15 protein-coding genes are annotated in these 16,309 nt (G+C 67.4%); 3 read left to right on the forward strand and 12 right to left on the reverse strand.

The annotated features are described in order from the left end of the window. Window positions 1-34 precede the first annotated feature (34 nt). From C1924_RS12960 to C1924_RS13010, 11 genes are all read right to left on the reverse strand, one after another. Entirely contained in the window at window positions 35-1,303 is a 1,269-nt protein-coding gene (locus C1924_RS12960; RefSeq protein WP_108765677.1) for a glutamate-5-semialdehyde dehydrogenase, read from the reverse strand. Next, window positions 1,300-2,460 (reverse strand): glutamate 5-kinase, encoded by a 1,161-nt coding sequence (gene proB / locus C1924_RS12965; RefSeq protein WP_174208995.1) that lies wholly within the window; start codon window positions 2,458-2,460, stop codon window positions 1,300-1,302. Before proB ends, C1924_RS12960 begins: the two co-directional genes overlap by 4 nt. Before the next feature lie 7 nt (window positions 2,461-2,467). Then, the gene (locus C1924_RS12970) at window positions 2,468-2,731 is read right to left on the reverse strand and encodes a YciI family protein (protein ID WP_108765679.1); all 264 of its coding nucleotides are present in this window, start codon (window positions 2,729-2,731) and stop codon (window positions 2,468-2,470) included. Continuing rightward, window positions 2,731-4,026, reverse strand: coding sequence for an argininosuccinate lyase (gene argH / locus C1924_RS12975; RefSeq protein ID WP_108765680.1), 1,296 nt, complete (start codon window positions 4,024-4,026; stop codon window positions 2,731-2,733). The genes C1924_RS12970 and argH overlap by 1 nt, the downstream gene beginning before the upstream one ends. A gap of 29 nt (window positions 4,027-4,055) precedes the next feature. Further along, window positions 4,056-5,009, reverse strand: coding sequence for an N-acetyl-gamma-glutamyl-phosphate reductase (argC, locus tag C1924_RS12980; RefSeq protein WP_108765681.1), 954 nt, complete (start codon window positions 5,007-5,009; stop codon window positions 4,056-4,058). Next, complete coding sequence (locus C1924_RS12985; protein WP_108765682.1) at window positions 5,006-5,608, reverse strand: GNAT family protein; 603 nt, start codon at window positions 5,606-5,608, stop codon at window positions 5,006-5,008. The genes argC and C1924_RS12985 overlap by 4 nt, the downstream gene beginning before the upstream one ends. A 3-nt stretch (window positions 5,609-5,611) precedes the next feature. Further along, the gene (locus C1924_RS12990; RefSeq protein WP_108765683.1) at window positions 5,612-6,940 is read right to left on the reverse strand and encodes an acetylglutamate kinase; all 1,329 of its coding nucleotides are present in this window, start codon (window positions 6,938-6,940) and stop codon (window positions 5,612-5,614) included. Between the two features lie 25 nt (window positions 6,941-6,965). Continuing rightward, window positions 6,966-8,054, reverse strand: coding sequence for an acetylornithine deacetylase (locus C1924_RS12995; RefSeq protein ID WP_108765684.1), 1,089 nt, complete (start codon window positions 8,052-8,054; stop codon window positions 6,966-6,968). Between the two features lie 87 nt (window positions 8,055-8,141). Beyond that, complete coding sequence (locus tag C1924_RS13000; RefSeq protein WP_014037860.1) at window positions 8,142-9,338, reverse strand: argininosuccinate synthase; 1,197 nt, start codon at window positions 9,336-9,338, stop codon at window positions 8,142-8,144. Window positions 9,339-9,458: 120 nt separating this feature from the next. Beyond that, window positions 9,459-10,469: an N-acetylornithine carbamoyltransferase gene (locus C1924_RS13005; RefSeq protein ID WP_108765685.1), complete on the reverse strand. Its 1,011-nt coding sequence runs from the start codon at window positions 10,467-10,469 to the stop codon at window positions 9,459-9,461. 321 nt (window positions 10,470-10,790) lie between these two features. Next, window positions 10,791-11,354 (reverse strand): hypothetical protein, encoded by a 564-nt coding sequence (locus C1924_RS13010; protein WP_108765686.1) that lies wholly within the window; start codon window positions 11,352-11,354, stop codon window positions 10,791-10,793. A 188-nt stretch (window positions 11,355-11,542) separates the two neighbouring features. Between C1924_RS13010 and cysS the strand changes: the two genes are divergently transcribed. Genes cysS through C1924_RS13025 form a run of 3 tightly spaced genes read left to right on the forward strand, consistent with a single transcriptional unit; the run spans window position 11,543 to window position 14,671 of the window. Next, complete coding sequence (cysS, locus tag C1924_RS13015; protein ID WP_108765687.1) at window positions 11,543-12,919, forward strand: cysteine--tRNA ligase; 1,377 nt, start codon at window positions 11,543-11,545, stop codon at window positions 12,917-12,919. A gap of 55 nt (window positions 12,920-12,974) precedes the next feature. After that, entirely contained in the window at window positions 12,975-13,427 is a 453-nt protein-coding gene (locus C1924_RS13020) for a SufE family protein (RefSeq protein ID WP_108765688.1), read from the forward strand. After that, window positions 13,424-14,671, forward strand: a complete 1,248-nt coding sequence (locus C1924_RS13025) for an MFS transporter (protein WP_108765689.1) — start codon at window positions 13,424-13,426, stop codon at window positions 14,669-14,671. The genes C1924_RS13020 and C1924_RS13025 overlap by 4 nt, the downstream gene beginning before the upstream one ends. A gap of 158 nt (window positions 14,672-14,829) precedes the next feature. Here C1924_RS13025 and dksA read toward each other — a convergent pair whose 3' ends face one another. Beyond that, complete coding sequence (gene dksA, locus C1924_RS13030) at window positions 14,830-16,071, reverse strand: RNA polymerase-binding protein DksA (protein ID WP_108765690.1); 1,242 nt, start codon at window positions 16,069-16,071, stop codon at window positions 14,830-14,832. Window positions 16,072-16,309: the final 238 nt, after the last annotated feature.

Below are 16,309 nucleotides of genomic sequence, written 5' to 3' on the forward strand. Positions count from 1 at the left end.
AGGTGCAGGGCTGCCAGCCCTGCCGCAAAAACTCCTACCGGGTCTGCCCTTCGCCGCGGACCACGAAACGTTCGACCGTCAGTGCTTCCAGGCCCATCGGCCCGTAGGCGTGCAGCCGCGTGGTGGAAATGCCGATCTCGCTGCCCAGGCCCAGCTGGCCGCCATCGGAGAAGCGCGAGGAGGCGTTGACCATCACCACGGCAGAGCGCAACGCGTTGACGAAGCGTTCGGCATTGCCGCTGTCTTCGGTGGCAATCACTTCAGTGTGGTCGGAGGTGTAGGTGCGGATATGCGCGATCGCGGCATCCAGGTCGTCGACCACGCGTACCGCCAGCACCAGATCGAGAAACTCGGCCGCGTAATCTTCATCGGTTGCCGCCGTGCTGCCCGGCAACAGCGGCTGCGCACGCTCGTCGGCGCGCAGCTGCACGCTGCGTTCGCCCAGTGCCTGCGCCGCACGTGGCAGGAAGGCCTGCGCCACATCCTGGTGCACCAGCAGCGTTTCCAGCGAATTGCAGGCGGACGGGCGGCTGCACTTGCCATCCACCAGCAGACCGATGGCCTTGTCCAGATCGGCGCTGGCATCCACGAACAGATGGCACACGCCCTTGTAGTGCTTGATGACCGGCACGCGTGCATGCTCGGCGACGAAGCGGATCAGCCCTTCGCCACCACGCGGAATGGCCAGGTCGATCAACTCGTGCAGCTGCAGCAGCTCCAGCATCGCTTCGCGGCGCAGGTCGGTCAGCACGGTCACCGCGGCCGGTGGCACGCCATGGGCCTTCATCGCCACCGCCAGTGCCTGGGCGATGGCGGTGTTGGAGTGGATCGCCTCGGAGCCACCGCGCAGGATCACGCCGTTGCCCGCCTTCAGGCACAGCGCCGCCGCTTCGGCGGTCACGTTCGGCCGCGCCTCGTAGATCATCGCGATCACGCCCAGCGGCACGCGCACCTTCTGCACGCGGATGCCGTTGGGGCGCACGTCGTCGCGGGTCACCTGCCCCACCGGGTCCGGCAGCGCCGCCACCTCGCGCACGGCCTCGGCCATCGAGAACAGACGCGCCGGGTCCAGCGCCAGGCGGTCGAGCATCGCACTGCCGATACCTTTCTCGCGGGCGGCCGCCAGGTCACGGGCATTGCCGGCCAGGATCAGCCCGGCGTTCACTTCCAGCGACTGGGCCATTGCCAGCAGCAGCGCGCCACGTGCGGCGCTGTCCAGGCCCGCGACCACCTGGGCCGCCTCACGGCAGGCACGCGCCTGCGCTTCAATCTCACTCATGGGGGTGTCCTGCTGTCCGGTCATAGCAGCACCAGATCGTCGCGATGGACGACGGTACCGCCGTAGTTGTAGCCGAGCACGGCCTGGATGTCGCGCGAGTGCCGGCCGGCGATGCGGCGCACATCATCGGCCGCGTACTGGCTGACGCCACGGGCGACGCAGAAACGGCCCTGCGGCGTGTTCCAGCACACCTGCACCATGTCGCCACGGCGGAAATCGCCATCGGCGCCGGTAATGCCACCGGGCAGCAGCGACGCGCCCTTTTCGCGCATCGCCTGCGCCGCCCCCGCGTCGACCAGGATCGCGCCGTCGGCCAGCGGGGCATGCCGCAGCCAGTGCTTGCGTGCAGCCTCGCGGCTGCGCGCGGCATGGATGCGGGTGCCGAACAGGCGGTCCTGCGCCAAGGCGCGCACGACGTCGCCGCTGCGGCCGTTGAACAGGTAGGTTTCGATGCCAAGCCGGCCGGCCTTGGCCGCGGCTTCCAGCTTGGTGCGCATGCCACCGGTACCGGCGCGCGAACCAGCGCCACCGGCCATCGCCAGCACGCGGTCATCCAGCTCGGGCACATCGTGCAGCGGGCGCGCGTCGGCCACGGTACGCGGGTCGGCGCTGTACAGGCCGTCGATGTCGGTAGCGATGAACAGCGCATCGGCATCAACCAGTGCCGCGACGGTGGCGGCAAGATTGTCGTTGTCACCCAGCTTGAGTTCGTCCACCGAAACGGTGTCGTTCTCATTGACCACCGGCAGCGCGCCCAGGCGCAGCAGTTCGGTGAGCGTGGCGCGCGCGTTGAGGTAGCGGCGACGGTTGCGCAGGTCGTCGTGGGTCAGCAGCACCTGCGCCACCGGCCGTTCAAAGAAGCGCTGCCAGAGGCCGATCAGCTGGGCCTGGCCGAGCGCGGCCAGTGCCTGCCGTGCGGCCATCGCTGCGCCCGGCGCATCGGCGCGCGGCAGGATGGCGCGACCGGCAGCCACCGCGCCGGAAGAGACGATGACCACCTCACGCCCGGCCAGCACGTTGGCCGACACGAACTGCGCCAGGCCCAGCGCGTGGCGCGGCGAGAGGCCACCGCCATCGGCGGCCAACAGGCTGCTGCCGACCTTGAGCACGGCACGCCGCCACGGCGGCAGCGCTTGTTCGGGGAACGGCGAGGCGACGTGGGTGGCGTGCGGGGTCATCAGGTGCGCCTCAGCGGGTGTTCCATTCGTGCACGGTCAGATCCGACGCCTGCATCGTCACCAGCGGATCGGTGGCGACAATGGCCTGGGCGTCGGCCAGGCTGCCGACGTTGCACAGCACATAGGCACCCCCACTACCATCGCTGAAACCACCGGTCAGCTGCAGTTGGCCCTGTGCGCGCAGCGCGTCCAGGAAATCCAGGTGCGGCTGCACGGCGGCGGCGTTGAAATCGGGCCGGCGCATGGCCAGCACCAGGTAGACGGTGCCGGCCATCAGGCCAGCGCCTGCCAGCGCGCGCGCAGTTCATCCAGGCGCAGATCGGCGGCCGAACCGGGCGACACGCGCGCGGCCAGGCTGCCTTCCGGCGTACGCCCCTGCCCTGCACTGTCGGCGCCGGCCGCAGCGGCCTTGTAGGCCTCGCGGAACGGCACGCCGGCGACGGCGGCTTCCACCGCCACGTCGGTGGCATACATGCCCGAATCAATGGCCGCGCGCAGCTTGTCGTCACGCCATTCCAGGTTGGCCAGCAGCGCCGGCAGCAGTTCCAGTGCAGCAAGGCCGCGGCCGAAGCCGTGGAAGATGGCGCCCTTGGAGGACTGCAGGTCGCGGTGGTAGCCCGAGGGCAGCGAGAGCAGCTGCTCGATCTCGGTGCGCGCGGCGGCGACGCTGGCATGGGTGGCGCGCATCAGCTCGATCACGTCCGGGTTGCGCTTGTTGGGCATGATCGAGCTGCCGGTGGTGTACTGCGCCGGCAGCGCGACGAAGCCGAACTCGGCGCTGGTGAACAGCGACAGATCCCAGGCGATGCGGCGCAGGTCGAGGGTGGCGCCACCGAGCGCTTCCAGTGCCGCCAGCTCGAACTTGCCACGCGACAGCTGCGCGTAGATCGGCGAGATCTGCATGCGCGCGAAGCCCAGCGCGGCGGTGGTGTGTTCGCGGTCCAGCGGCAGGTTCACGCCGTAGCCGGCGGCCGTGCCCAGCGGGTTGGCATCAACCAGCGCATGGGTGTCACGCGCGCGCACCGCGTTGTCGATGAAGGCCTCGGCCCAGCCGGCCCACCACATGCCCGCCGAGGACACCACGGCGCGCTGGATGTGGGTATAGCCGGGAATCGGCAGGTCCTTTTCGGCCTGCGCGCGGTCCAGTGCGACCTTGGCCACTTCAGCACTGAGCTGGGCCACGCGCTGCAGCTTTTCCTTCAGCCACAGGCGGGTGGCGACCAGGATCTGGTCATTGCGGCTGCGGCCGGTGTGGATCTTGCGGCCGGCATCGCCCAGGCGCTCGGTCAGTCGCGCTTCGATGGCCGAGTGGCCATCTTCGTACTGCGTATCGAGCACGAAACGGCCTTCACGGAAATCCTGCGCCAGCACGTCCAGTTCGCGCTGCAGGCCGTCCAGCTCGTCGGCGCTGAGGATTCCGATGTGCTGCAGGCCCTGCGCGTGTGCCGCGCTGGCGGCGATGTCGTGCAGGAAGAATTCGCGATCGAGGATCACGTCATCGCCAGCGAGGAAGGTCTGGATCTGTGCGTCGACGGCGACGCCGGGCTTCTGCCAAAGAAGGTCTGCCATGGGGGGCTCCGGAAATGCGGTATCGGGTATCAGTGCGGGATCGACGTCAGTTCGTCGATGCCCAGCGCGAGGTTGAGGTTCTGCATGGCCTGGGTGGCTGCGCCCTTGAGCAGGTTGTCCAGGGTCGCCACCACCACCACTCGCTTGTTGCCCGGGGCCAGGGTGAAGCCGCCCACCTGGGCGCCATGGCGGCCGGCGATGCGGCTGACCCACGGCGCTTCGTCGACGATCTCGACCAGCGGCTCGCCGGCATAGGCCTGCTGGAAGCGTTCGACGATCTGCTCGCGGGTCTGCGCGCGGTTCAGCCACAGGTTCGCGGTGAGGGTGATGCCACGGAAATGCGGGGCGACGTGCGGCATGAACTCCACCGGCACGCCCAGCTGCGCGGACACTTCGCGCTCGTGCATGTGGTTGGTGAGCGCATACGGCATGAGGTTGTCGGCCAGCAGCTCGGGGTTGTTCTTGTCCGAGGGCGACGTGCCTGCACCGGAGTAGCCGGACACGCCGAAGCACTGCGGCGGGCCGGCCAGCAGATCCAGCAGCGGGTGGATGGCCAGCTGCATGGCCGTGGCGTAGCAGCCCGGGTTGCTGATGTGCTTCTGGCCCTGGTAGCGGCCACGGGTCAGTTCCGGCAGGCCGTAGTACCACTGGCTGTCGAAACGGTAGTCGGCCGAGAGATCGACGATGACTGTGTCCGGTTTCGCTGCCTGCAGTGCGGTCACGAACGGGGCCGCCAGGCCGTTGGGCAGGGCTAGGATCACGGCGTCCACGCCCTTGGCAGCCACCGCGTCGGCATCCAGGTTTTCGTACTGCAGCTCACCCTGGAATTCCGGATGGTGGTCGGCCAGGCGCTGTCCGGCGCGTTCGCGCGAGGAGACGAAGGCCAGCTGCAGGCGCGGATGCGCGGCCACCAGCTTGATCAGCTCGGCGCCGGTGTGGCCGCGGGCACCGACAATGCCCAGGGTGAAAGTCGAATCGTTCATGCGTGATGGTCCAGGCGGTGCTGCAGGTGGCGCTTCACGCCCTGCCATTCCGCGTCGATGATGGAAAAGATGACGGTGTCGCGCGGCGCGCCATCGGCATGCCGGGTGTAGTTGCGCAGCACGCCGTCCTGCTTGGCGCCTAGGCGGGCGATGGCGGCGCGCGAGGTGTGGTTGAACCAGCTGGTTTCCAGCACCACGCTGATGCAGCCCAGGGTCTCGAAGGCATGCTGCAGCAACAGCAGCTTGGCTTCGGTGTTCACCCCGGTGCGCTGCACGCGCGGGGCGTACCAGGTGTAGCCGAGGCTGAGCCGGGGCACACCCGGCTCAAGGGCATAGAAGCGCGTGCTGCCGACGATGTCGCCAGCCGCATCGCGGATCACGAACGGCAGCACCTTGCCTTCGGCCTGTGCCTCCAGCGCGGCCTGCACGTAGTGCCCTGCCCCGTCCGGCGACGGCACCTGGGTGTACCAGAGCCGGTCCAGGCCGCTGCCTTCCAGCGCCGCGGCCAGTCCAGGCACATGCTCACGCTGCAACGGTTCCAGCATCACGTGCTGTCCGCGCAGGGTGGGTACGGACGTCCAGGCGCCGGCGTCGCTCATCGGTCAGCCCTTCAGGCTCGGCGTGCGTGCGGCGCAGTGGTCCACGTAGGTCTTGATGCGGTCGATGCCATCGGCACCGAACCAGAACACCTTCCACTGGTCCTGCTTGTAGCAGCCATCCGATTCGGCGTAATAGAAGTGGTTGATCGGGTTGCCGTGGCGCGAGCGCCAGAACAGCTGCGGCGTTTCTTCCAGCATCACGTTCCATACCGCGCGGCCCAAGCCTTCGCCCTGTGCATCGTCCAGCACGGCGAACTTGTCCAGGTACACGCCTTCGGCTTCGTCGGTGAGGATGACCGCGGTGCGGTAGTTCTCGCTGACGTAGGCGCGCAGCAGCTTGGTTTTCTCGAAGTAGTCCGGCACCAGGGTGCGGCCGAAGCTGGATTCGATCAGGCCCTTCAGGCGCGGCAGGTCCAGTTCATCCCAGCCGGTGGCGCGCAGCACCTTCTCGCCCTTGCGCACCAGCGTGCCCGATCCCTTGTGGGTGAACAGTTCCTTGGCCAGGTCGGCCGGGCGGGTGATCGACACCGACGATTCCAGCGGCAGGCGATCCAGCAGATCCTTGATCTGTTCGATCTTCACCTTCATGCCGCCATGGATCCACGGCTGGGCGATGAGGTGGTCGTATTCGGTGGACAGGTTGATCGAATCGATCACGCTACCCGCCTCGTCCAGCAGGCCGCCGGTGCCGGTGAGGAAGATGATCTTGTACGGCTGCAGTTCCTGCACCAGTTCGTTGGCGGCGAAATCGGCGTTGACGTTGAGGATCTGCCCGCCCGCGGTTTCGCCCAGGCTGGTGATGACCGGGATCGAACCGGCACGCAGGCTGGCCTCGATCGGCGCCAGGTTGACCCGCTTCACTTCACCCACCAGGCCGTAGGTGTCCAGGTCCAGGTACTCCGCCTCGAACACGCCACCGGTGATGGACGTGGCGCGTGCGCCGTTCTGCTGCAGGGCCTCGACCAGGCGCAGGTTGGACTGCTGGAACACGCGGCGCACGATCGCCAGCGCTTCCGGCGAGGTCACGCGCAGGCCATTGACGGTCTGCTTCTCGATGCCGGCCGCCGACAGTTCGGCATCCAGCTGCGGGCCGGCACCGTGCAGCACGATCGGGGTCAGGCCGACTTCCTGCAGGAACGACAGCGAGGAGGTCAGCGCTTCGAGATCATCGCGCAGCACCGCGCCGCCGACCTTGACCACGGCGAAGCGCTTGGCGTCCAGCTGCGAGAAGCGCTTGAGGTACTGGCTGATCTCCTTCGCGCTGGCCATGCTGGAAAGCAGGCGCACGATGGTCTGGCGGGTCTGGCGGTGGGGCTGGAGGGCAGGAGACATTTCGGTTTCGTCAAAAAGGGAAGAATCAGGCGCCGGCGGCGATGATGCGGTGCACGGCGTCGGTGTAGCGCTGCAGCTGGTCCAGGGTCACGAACTCATCGGCGGTATGCGCCTGGGCGATGTCGCCCGGGCCGAACACCAGCGTGGTGTAGCCACCGGCCGAGAACAGCGACGCTTCGGTCCAGAAATCCACGGCGTTGCCGATCGGCAGGTCCAGCGCATCGGCCACGTCGCGCGCCAGCAGGCGGCGATGTTCGGCCTCGGCGATGTCACCGGCCGGCAGGCTGGGGCCACGGAAGGTTTCAGTGAACAGCGCCGCGTCCGGTTCGGCGAAACCGGCGAAGGTGGCCAGCAGCGCGTCGATATCCATCGACGGCAGCGGGCGGAAGCCGAAACGCACTTCAGCCGCTGGCGCGATCATGTTGGCCTTGATGCCGCCTTCGACGCGACCGATGTTGAAGCGCAGGCCGGTCAGGCCGCCGAAGCGCGCCGAGGCCAGCGATTCCACATGGTCCAGCGCGCGGTTGCCCCAGCGCATGGCCTGGTGCAGCGCGCTGGCGGCGGCATCCTGCTTGCCCGACGCATGGCCGGCGCGGCCGGCGAACTGCATCAGAACCGAACTGATGCCACGGTGGGCCAGCACGGCTTCGCTCATGGTCGGCTCGGCCACCAGCACGGCTTCGTACGGCAGGCCACGGGCGAGGAAGGCCGCGATGCAACGCGGGTCGTTGGCTTCCTCGTCGCTGGAAAACAGGAACGCCGCGTCGCCATCGCTGGCATTGGCGGCAGCCACCAGCGCGGCGGCCGCGCCCTTGATGTCACACACCCCCAGGCCGACCACGCGGTCGTCCAGGCGCCGCATCACATGCGGGTCGGCAGACCAGTGCGGCGAGTCGGGCACGGTATCCAGATGCACGTTGAACAGGTACTTCGGCGTACCGCGCACGGCGTACAGGCTGACCGCACCGGCGCCGTGGTCGATCACCTCGACATTGAACCCTGGCAGGTTGTCGCGCAGGTAATCGAAGATGCCACCGGTGGTGATCGCACGCGGCGGGTTGCGGGTGTCGAAGGACACCAGCGCCTGCAGGTGGTCGAGCGTCTGTTCAAGCATGAATCAACAATCCTGGTAGTGCCGGCCGCTGGCCGGCAGCAATGTCAGTGGTGAGTGCCGGCCAGCGGCCGGCACTGCCGTCACAGGTCAACCGCGGTTCACCTGCGCGTACAGGGTGGAGCTCATGCCGAACAGCTTGATGAAGCCTTCGGCCTCTTCCACGCCCCAGTCGGCCGACTGCGCGTAGGTGGCACCCTTGGTGTTGAGCAGGTGCGGCGACTTCACCGCCACCGCGTCGACGCGGCCGCCACGGGTTTCCAGCACCACTTCGCCGTTGACCTTGGCCTGCGAGGACTTCAGGAAGGCCTCGATGTCGGTCTTCAGCGGGTCGTGGTAGAAGCCTTCGTACACCAGTTCCACCCACTTGCGGGCCACGTCCGGCTTGAAGCGGTTCTGCTGTTTGGTCAGCACGGCATCTTCCAGCGCGCGGTGTGCGGCCAGCAGCGACACCAGGCCGGGGGCCTCGAACACGATGCGGCCCTTCAGGCCGATCACGGTGTCGCCGGTGTACACGCCACGGCCAACGCCGTACGGGGCGAACAGCTTGTTGAGCTGGGCCAGGATCTGGTCACCCGGCAGGGCCTTGCCGTTCAGTTCAACGGCTTCGCCTTCGACGAACTTCAGGGTGACGGTCAGCGCCTGCTCCGGCCATTCGCTGCGCGGCGAGCACCAGCCACGCGCGCCCTCGCCCGGGGCTTCCCAACGGTCGATCTCACCGCCGGACATCGTCACGCCCAGCAGGTTCTCGTTGATGGTGTAGGCCTGCTGCTTGGCACGCACGCCAAAACCGCGCTCTTCCAGGTACTTCTGCTCGTACGCGCGGGTCTGGGTGTGTTCCTTCTGGATCTCGCGGATCGGCGCGATGATCTGGTAGTCGCCCAGCGCCTTCACCGCCAGGTCGAAACGAACCTGGTCATTGCCCATGCCGGTGCAGCCGTGGGCGATGATGTTGGTGCCCAGTTCGGCGGCACGCTTCAGCGCGGCATCGACGATCAGGTAGCGGTCGGAGACCAGCAGCGGGTACTGGCCCTGGTAGCCTTCGCCGGCCCAGACGAACGGCTTGACGAAGCCTTCCCAGATGGCCGGGCCACCGTTGACGGTGACGTGGCTGGTCACACCCAGTTCGGCGGCGCGCTTTTCGATGAAATCGCGCTCTTCATCATCCACGCCGCCGGTATCGGCGAACACGGTATGCACGTTGTAGCCACGCTCCTGCAGGTAGGGCACGCAGAAGCTGGTATCCAGGCCGCCGGAGAAGGCGAGAACGACGTCTTTGTTGCTCATGGGGATCAGGTCCACTTGGGGGATTGGAATTCGGTAGAGCCGACCGTTGGTCGGCTGGAATGGTGGATGCGCCGCTGCGGGAACAGCCGACCCACGGTCGGCTCTACCCTCGTGGCTGACTCAGCGCCCGGCAACGGCAGCCATGATCGCCTTCTGCACGTGCAGGCGGTTCTCCGCTTCGTTGATGGCGATGCACTGCGGCGAATCCATCACCGCGTCGGTGGCCTTGACGTTGCGGCGCAGCGGCAGGCAGTGGCTGAACACACCGTTGTTGGTCAGCGCCATCTTGCGTTCGTCAACAATGAAGTGCTTGAACTGGTCGCGGATCGGCTTTTCCGGTTCCCAGTTGCCGAAGAACGGCAGCGCGCCCCAGCTCTTGGCATAGACCACATCGGCGCCGGCATAGGCGCTGTCGATGTCATGGCTGATCTTCAGCGAACCACCGCTCTCGGCCACGTTCTGCTCGGCCCAGCCCATGTAGCGCTCGTCGAGGATGTAATCGGCGGTCGGGCACAGCAGGGTCACGTCCATGCCCATGCGCGTGGCGATGGTCAGCGCCGAATTGGCCACGGCGGTGTTCAGCGGCTTGGGGTGGTAGGTCCAGGTCAGCACGTACTTCTTGCCACGTAGGTCCTGCGTGCCGAAGTGCTCCTGCAGGGCCATCACGTGGGCCAGTTCCTGGCACGGGTGGGTGATGGTCTCCATGTTGATGACCGGCACCGGCGAGTACTTGGCAAAGCTGTTGAGGACGATGTCCTGGCGGTCGTAGGCCCAGTCCTGGAACTTGGGGAACGCACGCACGGCGATGATGTCGCAGTAACGCCCCAGCACCTTGGCCACTTCGGCGATGTGCTCTTCCGTATCACCGTCCATCACCGTGCCGAGATTGAACTCGATCGGCCACGCATCCTTGCCCGGCTGCAGCACCACCGCGTGCGCACCCAGCTGGAACGCGCCCAGTTCAAAACTGGTGCGGGTGCGCATGGACGGATTGAAGAACACCAGCGCGATCGACTTGCCCTTGAGCTGGTCGCCGAGCTTGTTGCGCTTGAACAGCGCGGCCTGGGTCAGCAGCGCATCAAGATCGCTGCGGCTCCAGTCCTGGGTGTTCAGGAAGTGCTTGGGGGACATCATCTTTCCTTGCGTGGCGGCGCCGGGGGTTCGACGCGGTGGAAGGGAAAACCGGGAAACAGGGTGGATCGGAAAAGTTGCAGATGAAGCTTTTGCACCGCGGAAACGAAAAAACCCAGCCGGGAGGCTGGGTTTTCATCGGACGAACAGCAGAAAGCTCCGGTTACCCAGCGAGGATGTGGGGTTCCGGTCGACGGGCACGCGACGTCATGCCAGTGGCCTGGCGGGCGGCGCTGCTGTCGTGCTGGAAGTCGGTGAGCTTCATGGTCGATTATCTTTGCATGGGGGCGGGGCGGGCGCAAGACCCAGGCCCCCGGACGGTCACGGGGAGCTGGCGGTCGCCTGCTCAGGGCCCACCCAGGGGGTGACCGAAACCCGGATCTTCAGCCGGTTGCCGGGGTCTTCCGGCAGCCGCGAGCGGTACTTGGTGCCCTTGTAGACGTAGTCCACGTCATAGGCGATGGGCCGGCGGAACTCGCGCCCGACCGGCACGATCCTGCAGTCGCGGGTCAGCATCGGGCCATTGTTGGCCGGGGCCGGGGTCGGGTTTTCGGCGACCACCTCCTGGGCGGCCTCCTCGTCACTGCGCTTGAACATCGAGCGCACCGAGTCCCAGAACCGGCTGATCCGCCCCTTGTCTTCCGTCGGCTCCTCGCCGGTGACGTTGACCGGGGCCAGCGTACGGGTGGTCACCGGTTCGCAGTGCTCTTCGGTGCGGGTCGCGCGCAGGGTCTGGAACACCGGTTCGACGTTCAGCACCTGGGCGTAGTCGAACTTCACGTTCTCCACGATCACCACCCGGTTGCGCGGCTCGGCCTCCTGGGCCTGGGCCACGACCGGCGCCGCCGACAGGCAGGCCAGGGTCAGCAACGCGGTGGTTTTCATTGGCGATGGAAGAAGGGGCACGGCGATAGTGTAGGCAGTGACGACCGCGAGGGGCTGAACATTACCCGTCCGCGCAGCTTCTGCACACCCCACCCACCCGGCCTGCCCTGCCCGGCAGGCGTGGCCCGGCCCCCCATTGGGGCCCGACACGTTCTAAAATCACAGGCTTGTCCCCCAGCCACACCCCCATGACCCTGCGCCTGCACAACAACCTGACTCGCCAGCTCGAACCGTTCACCCCGCTCGACCCGGCCTGTCCGACCCTGTATGTGTGCGGCCCGACGGTCTACAACTACGTGCACATCGGCAATGCCCGTGGCCCGGTGGTGTTCGGGGTGCTGGCCGACCTGCTGCGGCGCCGTTTCGGTGGCCTGCGTTACGCGCGCAACATCACCGACGTGGACGACAAGATCAACACCGCCGCGCGCGAGCAGGGGGTGCCGATCAGCACCATCACCGACAAGTTTGCTGCCGCCTACCGTGAAGACATGGCCGCGCTGGGCGTGGTGCCGCCGGATATCGAGCCGGAAGTGACCGCACACATGCCGCAGATCATCACCATGATCGAGCAGCTCATCGCCAACGGCCATGCCTACGCTGCCGAAGGTCACGTGCTGTTCGCGGTGGCCAGCTTCGACGGCTACGGCAAGCTCTCGCGCCGCGACCCGGAAGAAATGCTGGCCGGTGCCCGCGTCGAAGTGGCCCCGTACAAGCGCGATGCCGGCGATTTCGTTCTGTGGAAGCCGTCCAGCGACGACCTGCCCGGCTGGGAATCGCCGTGGGGCCGCGGCCGCCCGGGCTGGCATATCGAATGCTCGGCCATGGCCGCCGCGCACCTGGGCGAGACCATCGACATCCATGCCGGTGGCGTGGACCTGCAGTTCCCGCACCACGAAAACGAGATCGCGCAGAGCGAATGCGCGCATGGCGGCCAGATCTTCGCCCGCTACTGGCTGCACAACGGCATGCTCAACTTCGGCGGCGCCAAGATGAGCAAGTCGCTGGGCAACATCGAGCGCGTGCATGACCTGGTGCGCCAGCATCCGCCCGAGGCCCTGCGCCTGGCGCTGCTGTCGGCCCACTACCGGCAGCCGCTGGACTGGTCCGACGCGCTGATCGAACAGTCCGCGCGCACCCTGGACCGCCTGTACGGCACCCTGCGCGACCTGGTGGATGTGGATGCGGCCGCTGTCATTCCGGTGTCGGTGGAAGCGACCCTGGACGACGATCTGAACACCCCGCAGGCGCTGGCCGAAGTGGCCCGCATCGCCGGTGAAGCACGCCGCGCCACCGACCCGGCCGAGCGCACCCGCCTGAAGGGCGAGCTGCTGGGCGCCGGCCTGGCGCTGGGCCTGCTGCAGGCCGATCCGGCGCAGTGGTTCGGCACCGCGGCCAGCGAAGGCGACGACGACGCACGCATCCAGGCGCTGATCGACGAACGTGCGGCTGCCAAGCAGGCCCGCGATTTCGCCCGCTCCGACGCCATCCGCGACCAGCTCGCCGCCGAGGGCATCGTGCTGGAAGACACCCCGCAGGGCGTGCGCTGGGTGCGCAAGCGCGCCTGACCCGCCCTGCCCCGTGGCCGGCGCGTCCGGCCACGCCCCCACTGTAGAGACCGTTGTGACCGACTCCCCGTTCCCGCTTGAACCCACCGCCGCCGAAGCCCAGGCCGCCATCGCCGAGGAATTTGCCTTCTTCGGCGACTGGTCCGAGCGTTACCAGTACCTGATCGACCTGGGCCGCAAGCTGCCGACCTTCCCCGATGAGTGGAAGACCGAAGAACACCGCCTGCTGGGCTGCCAGTCGATGGTGTGGATCGTGCCCGAAGGCAACCGCCAGTCGCTGCGCTTCCATGCCATCAGTGATTCGGCCATCGTCTCCGGCCTGATCTTCCTGGCCCTGCGCGTGTACTCCGGGCGTTCGGCACAGGAAATCCTCGACACCGAACCGAGCTACATCCAGGACATCGGCCTGGCCCGCCACCTGTCGCCCACCCGCAGCAACGGCGTGGCCGCGATGCTGGCCTTCATCCGCGAGACCGCGCAGGCCCAGCTGCAGCGCGAACAGCCGTGACCGCCGCCGCCACCGGAGAAGAAGGCGCGCTGGCCCTGCTGGGCCGGCCGGGCTTTGCCAAGCTGCTGGCGTACCGCATCTTCGCGATGCTGTCCTACCAAGTGGTGGCCGTTACGGTCGGCTGGCACATCTACGAAGTCACCCGCAATCCGTTCTCGCTGGGCCTGGTCGGCCTGGCCGAGGTGGTGCCGTTCTTCTGCGTCGCACCGTTTGCCGGCTATCTGGTGGACCACCTGCCGCGGCGCCGGCTGGGCATGGTTGCCTGCGCCGGCCTGGTTGCCACCGCCGTGGTGCTGACCGGCGTGGCCACCGGCTGGCTGCCGTTCCAGGGGGTGTGGCCGATCTATGCCGCCATCGCGCTGACCGGCATGGTCCGCGCCTTCCTGTCGCCTATCTACAACGCCCTGTTCGCCCGCGTGCTGGAACGCAGCCAGTTCGCCCGCGGTGCGGGTCTGGGCAGCGTGGTGTTCCAGTCGGGCATGGTGGTGGGCCCGGCGCTGGGCGGCATCCTGGTCGGCTGGGGCGGCAAGGGCCTGTCCTATGGCGTGGCGACCGCCTTCGCACTGGTGGCGATGGGCTGCCTGGCTTCGTTGAAGGTGAGCGAGCCGGTGCATGAAGGCCCGGCCGCGCCGATCTTCAAGAGCATCGCCGAGGGCGCCCGCTTCGTGGTGGGCAACCGCATCATGGTCGGCGCGATGGCGCTGGACATGTTCTCGGTGCTGCTGGGCGGCGTGGTGGCGATGCTGCCGGCCTTCCTGCAGGAGATCCTGCATTACGGCCCCGAGGGCCTGGGCATCCTGCGCGCGGCACCGGCGCTGGGTTCGATCGGCGTGGGCCTGTGGCTGGCCCGCCACCCGCTGCAGAAGAACGCCGGCCGTGTGCTGCTGTTCGCCGTGGCCGGGTTCGGCCTGTGCGTGGTCAGCTTCGGCCTGTCCCAGCACTTCTGGCTGTCGGCGCTGATCCTGCTGTTCTACGGCGCCTTCGACGGCGTCTCGGTAGTGGTGCGCTCGACCATCCTGCAGTTGGCCACGCCGGAGGAGATGCGCGGGCGGGTGTCGTCCATCAACGGCATCTTCATCAGCTCGTCCAACGAACTGGGCGCGTTCTACGCCGGCACGATGGCCAAGCTGCTGGGCCTGGTGCCAGCGGTGGTGCTCGGCGGCTGCGCGGTGCTGGGCGTGGCCGGCATTACCGCCTGGAAGAACCCGACGCTGCGGAAGTTGAATCTGCGCGACCTGCAATAAGGTCCGCGGCGGCGCCCGGTAGATCCACGCCATGCGTGGATGAACGTTTCCGGATCCGGCAACCACCCAACAAAAAACCCGGCCGAGGCCGGGTTTTTCGCATGTCCAGACAATGCTCTGCAGGTAGAGTCGAGCGTTGCTCGACTGCTTTTCTGCAATCAGTCGCCCTGCTGCTTCTGCAGGTGCTCCCAACGCTCCTGGGCGTCGATGGTGCGCTCGGCGGTCAGGCGCGCTTCCAGGCGCTCCAGGCCGATTTCTTCACCAGTGTCCACGCAGTACCCGTAGTCGCCGGCTTCCAGGCGCTTGAGGGTGCTGTCGATCTTGCCGATCAGCTTGCGGTAGCGGTCACGGGTGCGCAGTTCCAGCGAGTTCTCGGTCTCGCGGGTCGCACGCTCGGCTTCGTCGCCGATGTCACGCACTTCCTCGCGCAGGTTCTCGATGGTCTGCTTCGATTCTTCCACCAGGTCACCACGCCAGTTCTGCAGGCGCTGACGGAAGTATTCCTGCTGCAGCGGGCTCATGTATTCCTCTTCCGAGGACGGCTTGTAGCCAGCCGGCAGGATCGGGCGGCCAGTGGCCTCGTCGGTCTTGTATTCGATGACCTTGTACTTGCTGCGCGGGGCCGGCGCCGCCGAACGGGCGGTTACAGCCACGGCGACCTTACCCACAGGGCGCGACACGGTCTTCGGAGCGGGATCTGTTTTCACAGCAGATTTCACGGCGGTCTTGGCAGGCGATTTCGAAACGGGCACGGGATTCTTGGATTGCGGGGCCTTCGATGCAACCGGGGCGGCGGCCGCAGCCGGCTTGGGGGCCGGAGGGGCAGCAACCACGGGGGCGGTCTTGGCCGGGACAGGCTTGGCCGGAGCCGGCTTGGCGGCAGGCTTCGGTGCGGACTTCACTACGGGGGCCGGGGCCGGCTTCGCAGCCGGCTTGGCAACATTCTTTGCGGCCTTCTTTACAACGGCAGGTGCGGGCGCCGGTTTAGCGGCAGCCGCCTTTTTCGCGGCGGGCTTGGCAGCCCCCTTGCTGGCCACCGGCTTCGGTGCCGGCTTGGGCGCGGCCTTCCTGGCGACCGGCTTGGGCGCCGGCTTGGCGGCGGCCTTCTTCACCGGAGCAGCCTTGGCAGCGGTCTTCTTCGCCACCGGGGCCTTCTTCGCCGCGGCTGCAGGCTTGGCCTTCACCGGCGCTGCCTTCTTGGCCACGGCCGGTTTGGCGGCCTTGGCCGGGGTCTTCTTTGCGGTGGCCTTCCTGGCCGCCGGTTGCGATGACGCCGCCTTCGCTGCCGGCTTGCTGGCCGACTTCGGGGCAACGGGCTTGGCCGCCAACTTCTTCACAACAGGCTTGGCGGTTTTCTTGGCGGCCTTGACGGCCTTCTTTGCAGTTTTTTTAGCAGCCACGAAACGCTCTTCCTTGGATTCCCCGGGGCCCGGGAAAGCGGGCCTTTATAGCCTACCCGACCGGCAGCAGCAACCTTGGGGGCCTGCTCCATTCAGTCCTGGAGCCAGCGGGCCCAACGTGGCGGTCCGAACAACCTGGCCGCCCTGCGCGGTGCGGAACCTGGCCGGCACCTGCAAGGGTGCCAGCACCGGTCGCAGGCCATCGGCGACATGCGACCAACAGCCCATCCTGCACAAA

Source organism: Stenotrophomonas sp. ESTM1D_MKCIP4_1 (assembly GCF_003086895.1).
Classification (GTDB): Bacteria; Pseudomonadota; Gammaproteobacteria; order Xanthomonadales; family Xanthomonadaceae; genus Stenotrophomonas.

Excerpts from the sequence above, each read along its gene's own strand:
- C1924_RS12960 (WP_108765677.1), bottom strand. The coding sequence starts at position 1,303 with ATGACCGGACAGCAGGACACCCCCATGAGTGAGATTGAAGCGCAGGCG.
- C1924_RS12970 (WP_108765679.1), bottom strand. The coding sequence starts at position 2,731 with ATGGCCGGCACCGTCTACCTGGTGCTGGCCATGCGCCGGCCCGATTTC.
- argH (WP_108765680.1), bottom strand. The coding sequence starts at position 4,026 with ATGGCAGACCTTCTTTGGCAGAAGCCCGGCGTCGCCGTCGACGCACAG.
- argC (WP_108765681.1), bottom strand. The coding sequence starts at position 5,009 with ATGAACGATTCGACTTTCACCCTGGGCATTGTCGGTGCCCGCGGCCAC.
- C1924_RS12985 (WP_108765682.1), bottom strand. The coding sequence starts at position 5,608 with ATGAGCGACGCCGGCGCCTGGACGTCCGTACCCACCCTGCGCGGACAG.
- C1924_RS12990 (WP_108765683.1), bottom strand. The coding sequence starts at position 6,940 with ATGTCTCCTGCCCTCCAGCCCCACCGCCAGACCCGCCAGACCATCGTG.
- C1924_RS12995 (WP_108765684.1), bottom strand. The coding sequence starts at position 8,054 with ATGCTTGAACAGACGCTCGACCACCTGCAGGCGCTGGTGTCCTTCGAC.
- C1924_RS13000 (WP_014037860.1), bottom strand. The coding sequence starts at position 9,338 with ATGAGCAACAAAGACGTCGTTCTCGCCTTCTCCGGCGGCCTGGATACC.
- C1924_RS13005 (WP_108765685.1), bottom strand. The coding sequence starts at position 10,469 with ATGTCCCCCAAGCACTTCCTGAACACCCAGGACTGGAGCCGCAGCGAT.
- C1924_RS13010 (WP_108765686.1), bottom strand. The coding sequence starts at position 11,354 with ATGAAAACCACCGCGTTGCTGACCCTGGCCTGCCTGTCGGCGGCGCCG.
- cysS (WP_108765687.1), top strand. The coding sequence starts at position 11,543 with ATGACCCTGCGCCTGCACAACAACCTGACTCGCCAGCTCGAACCGTTC.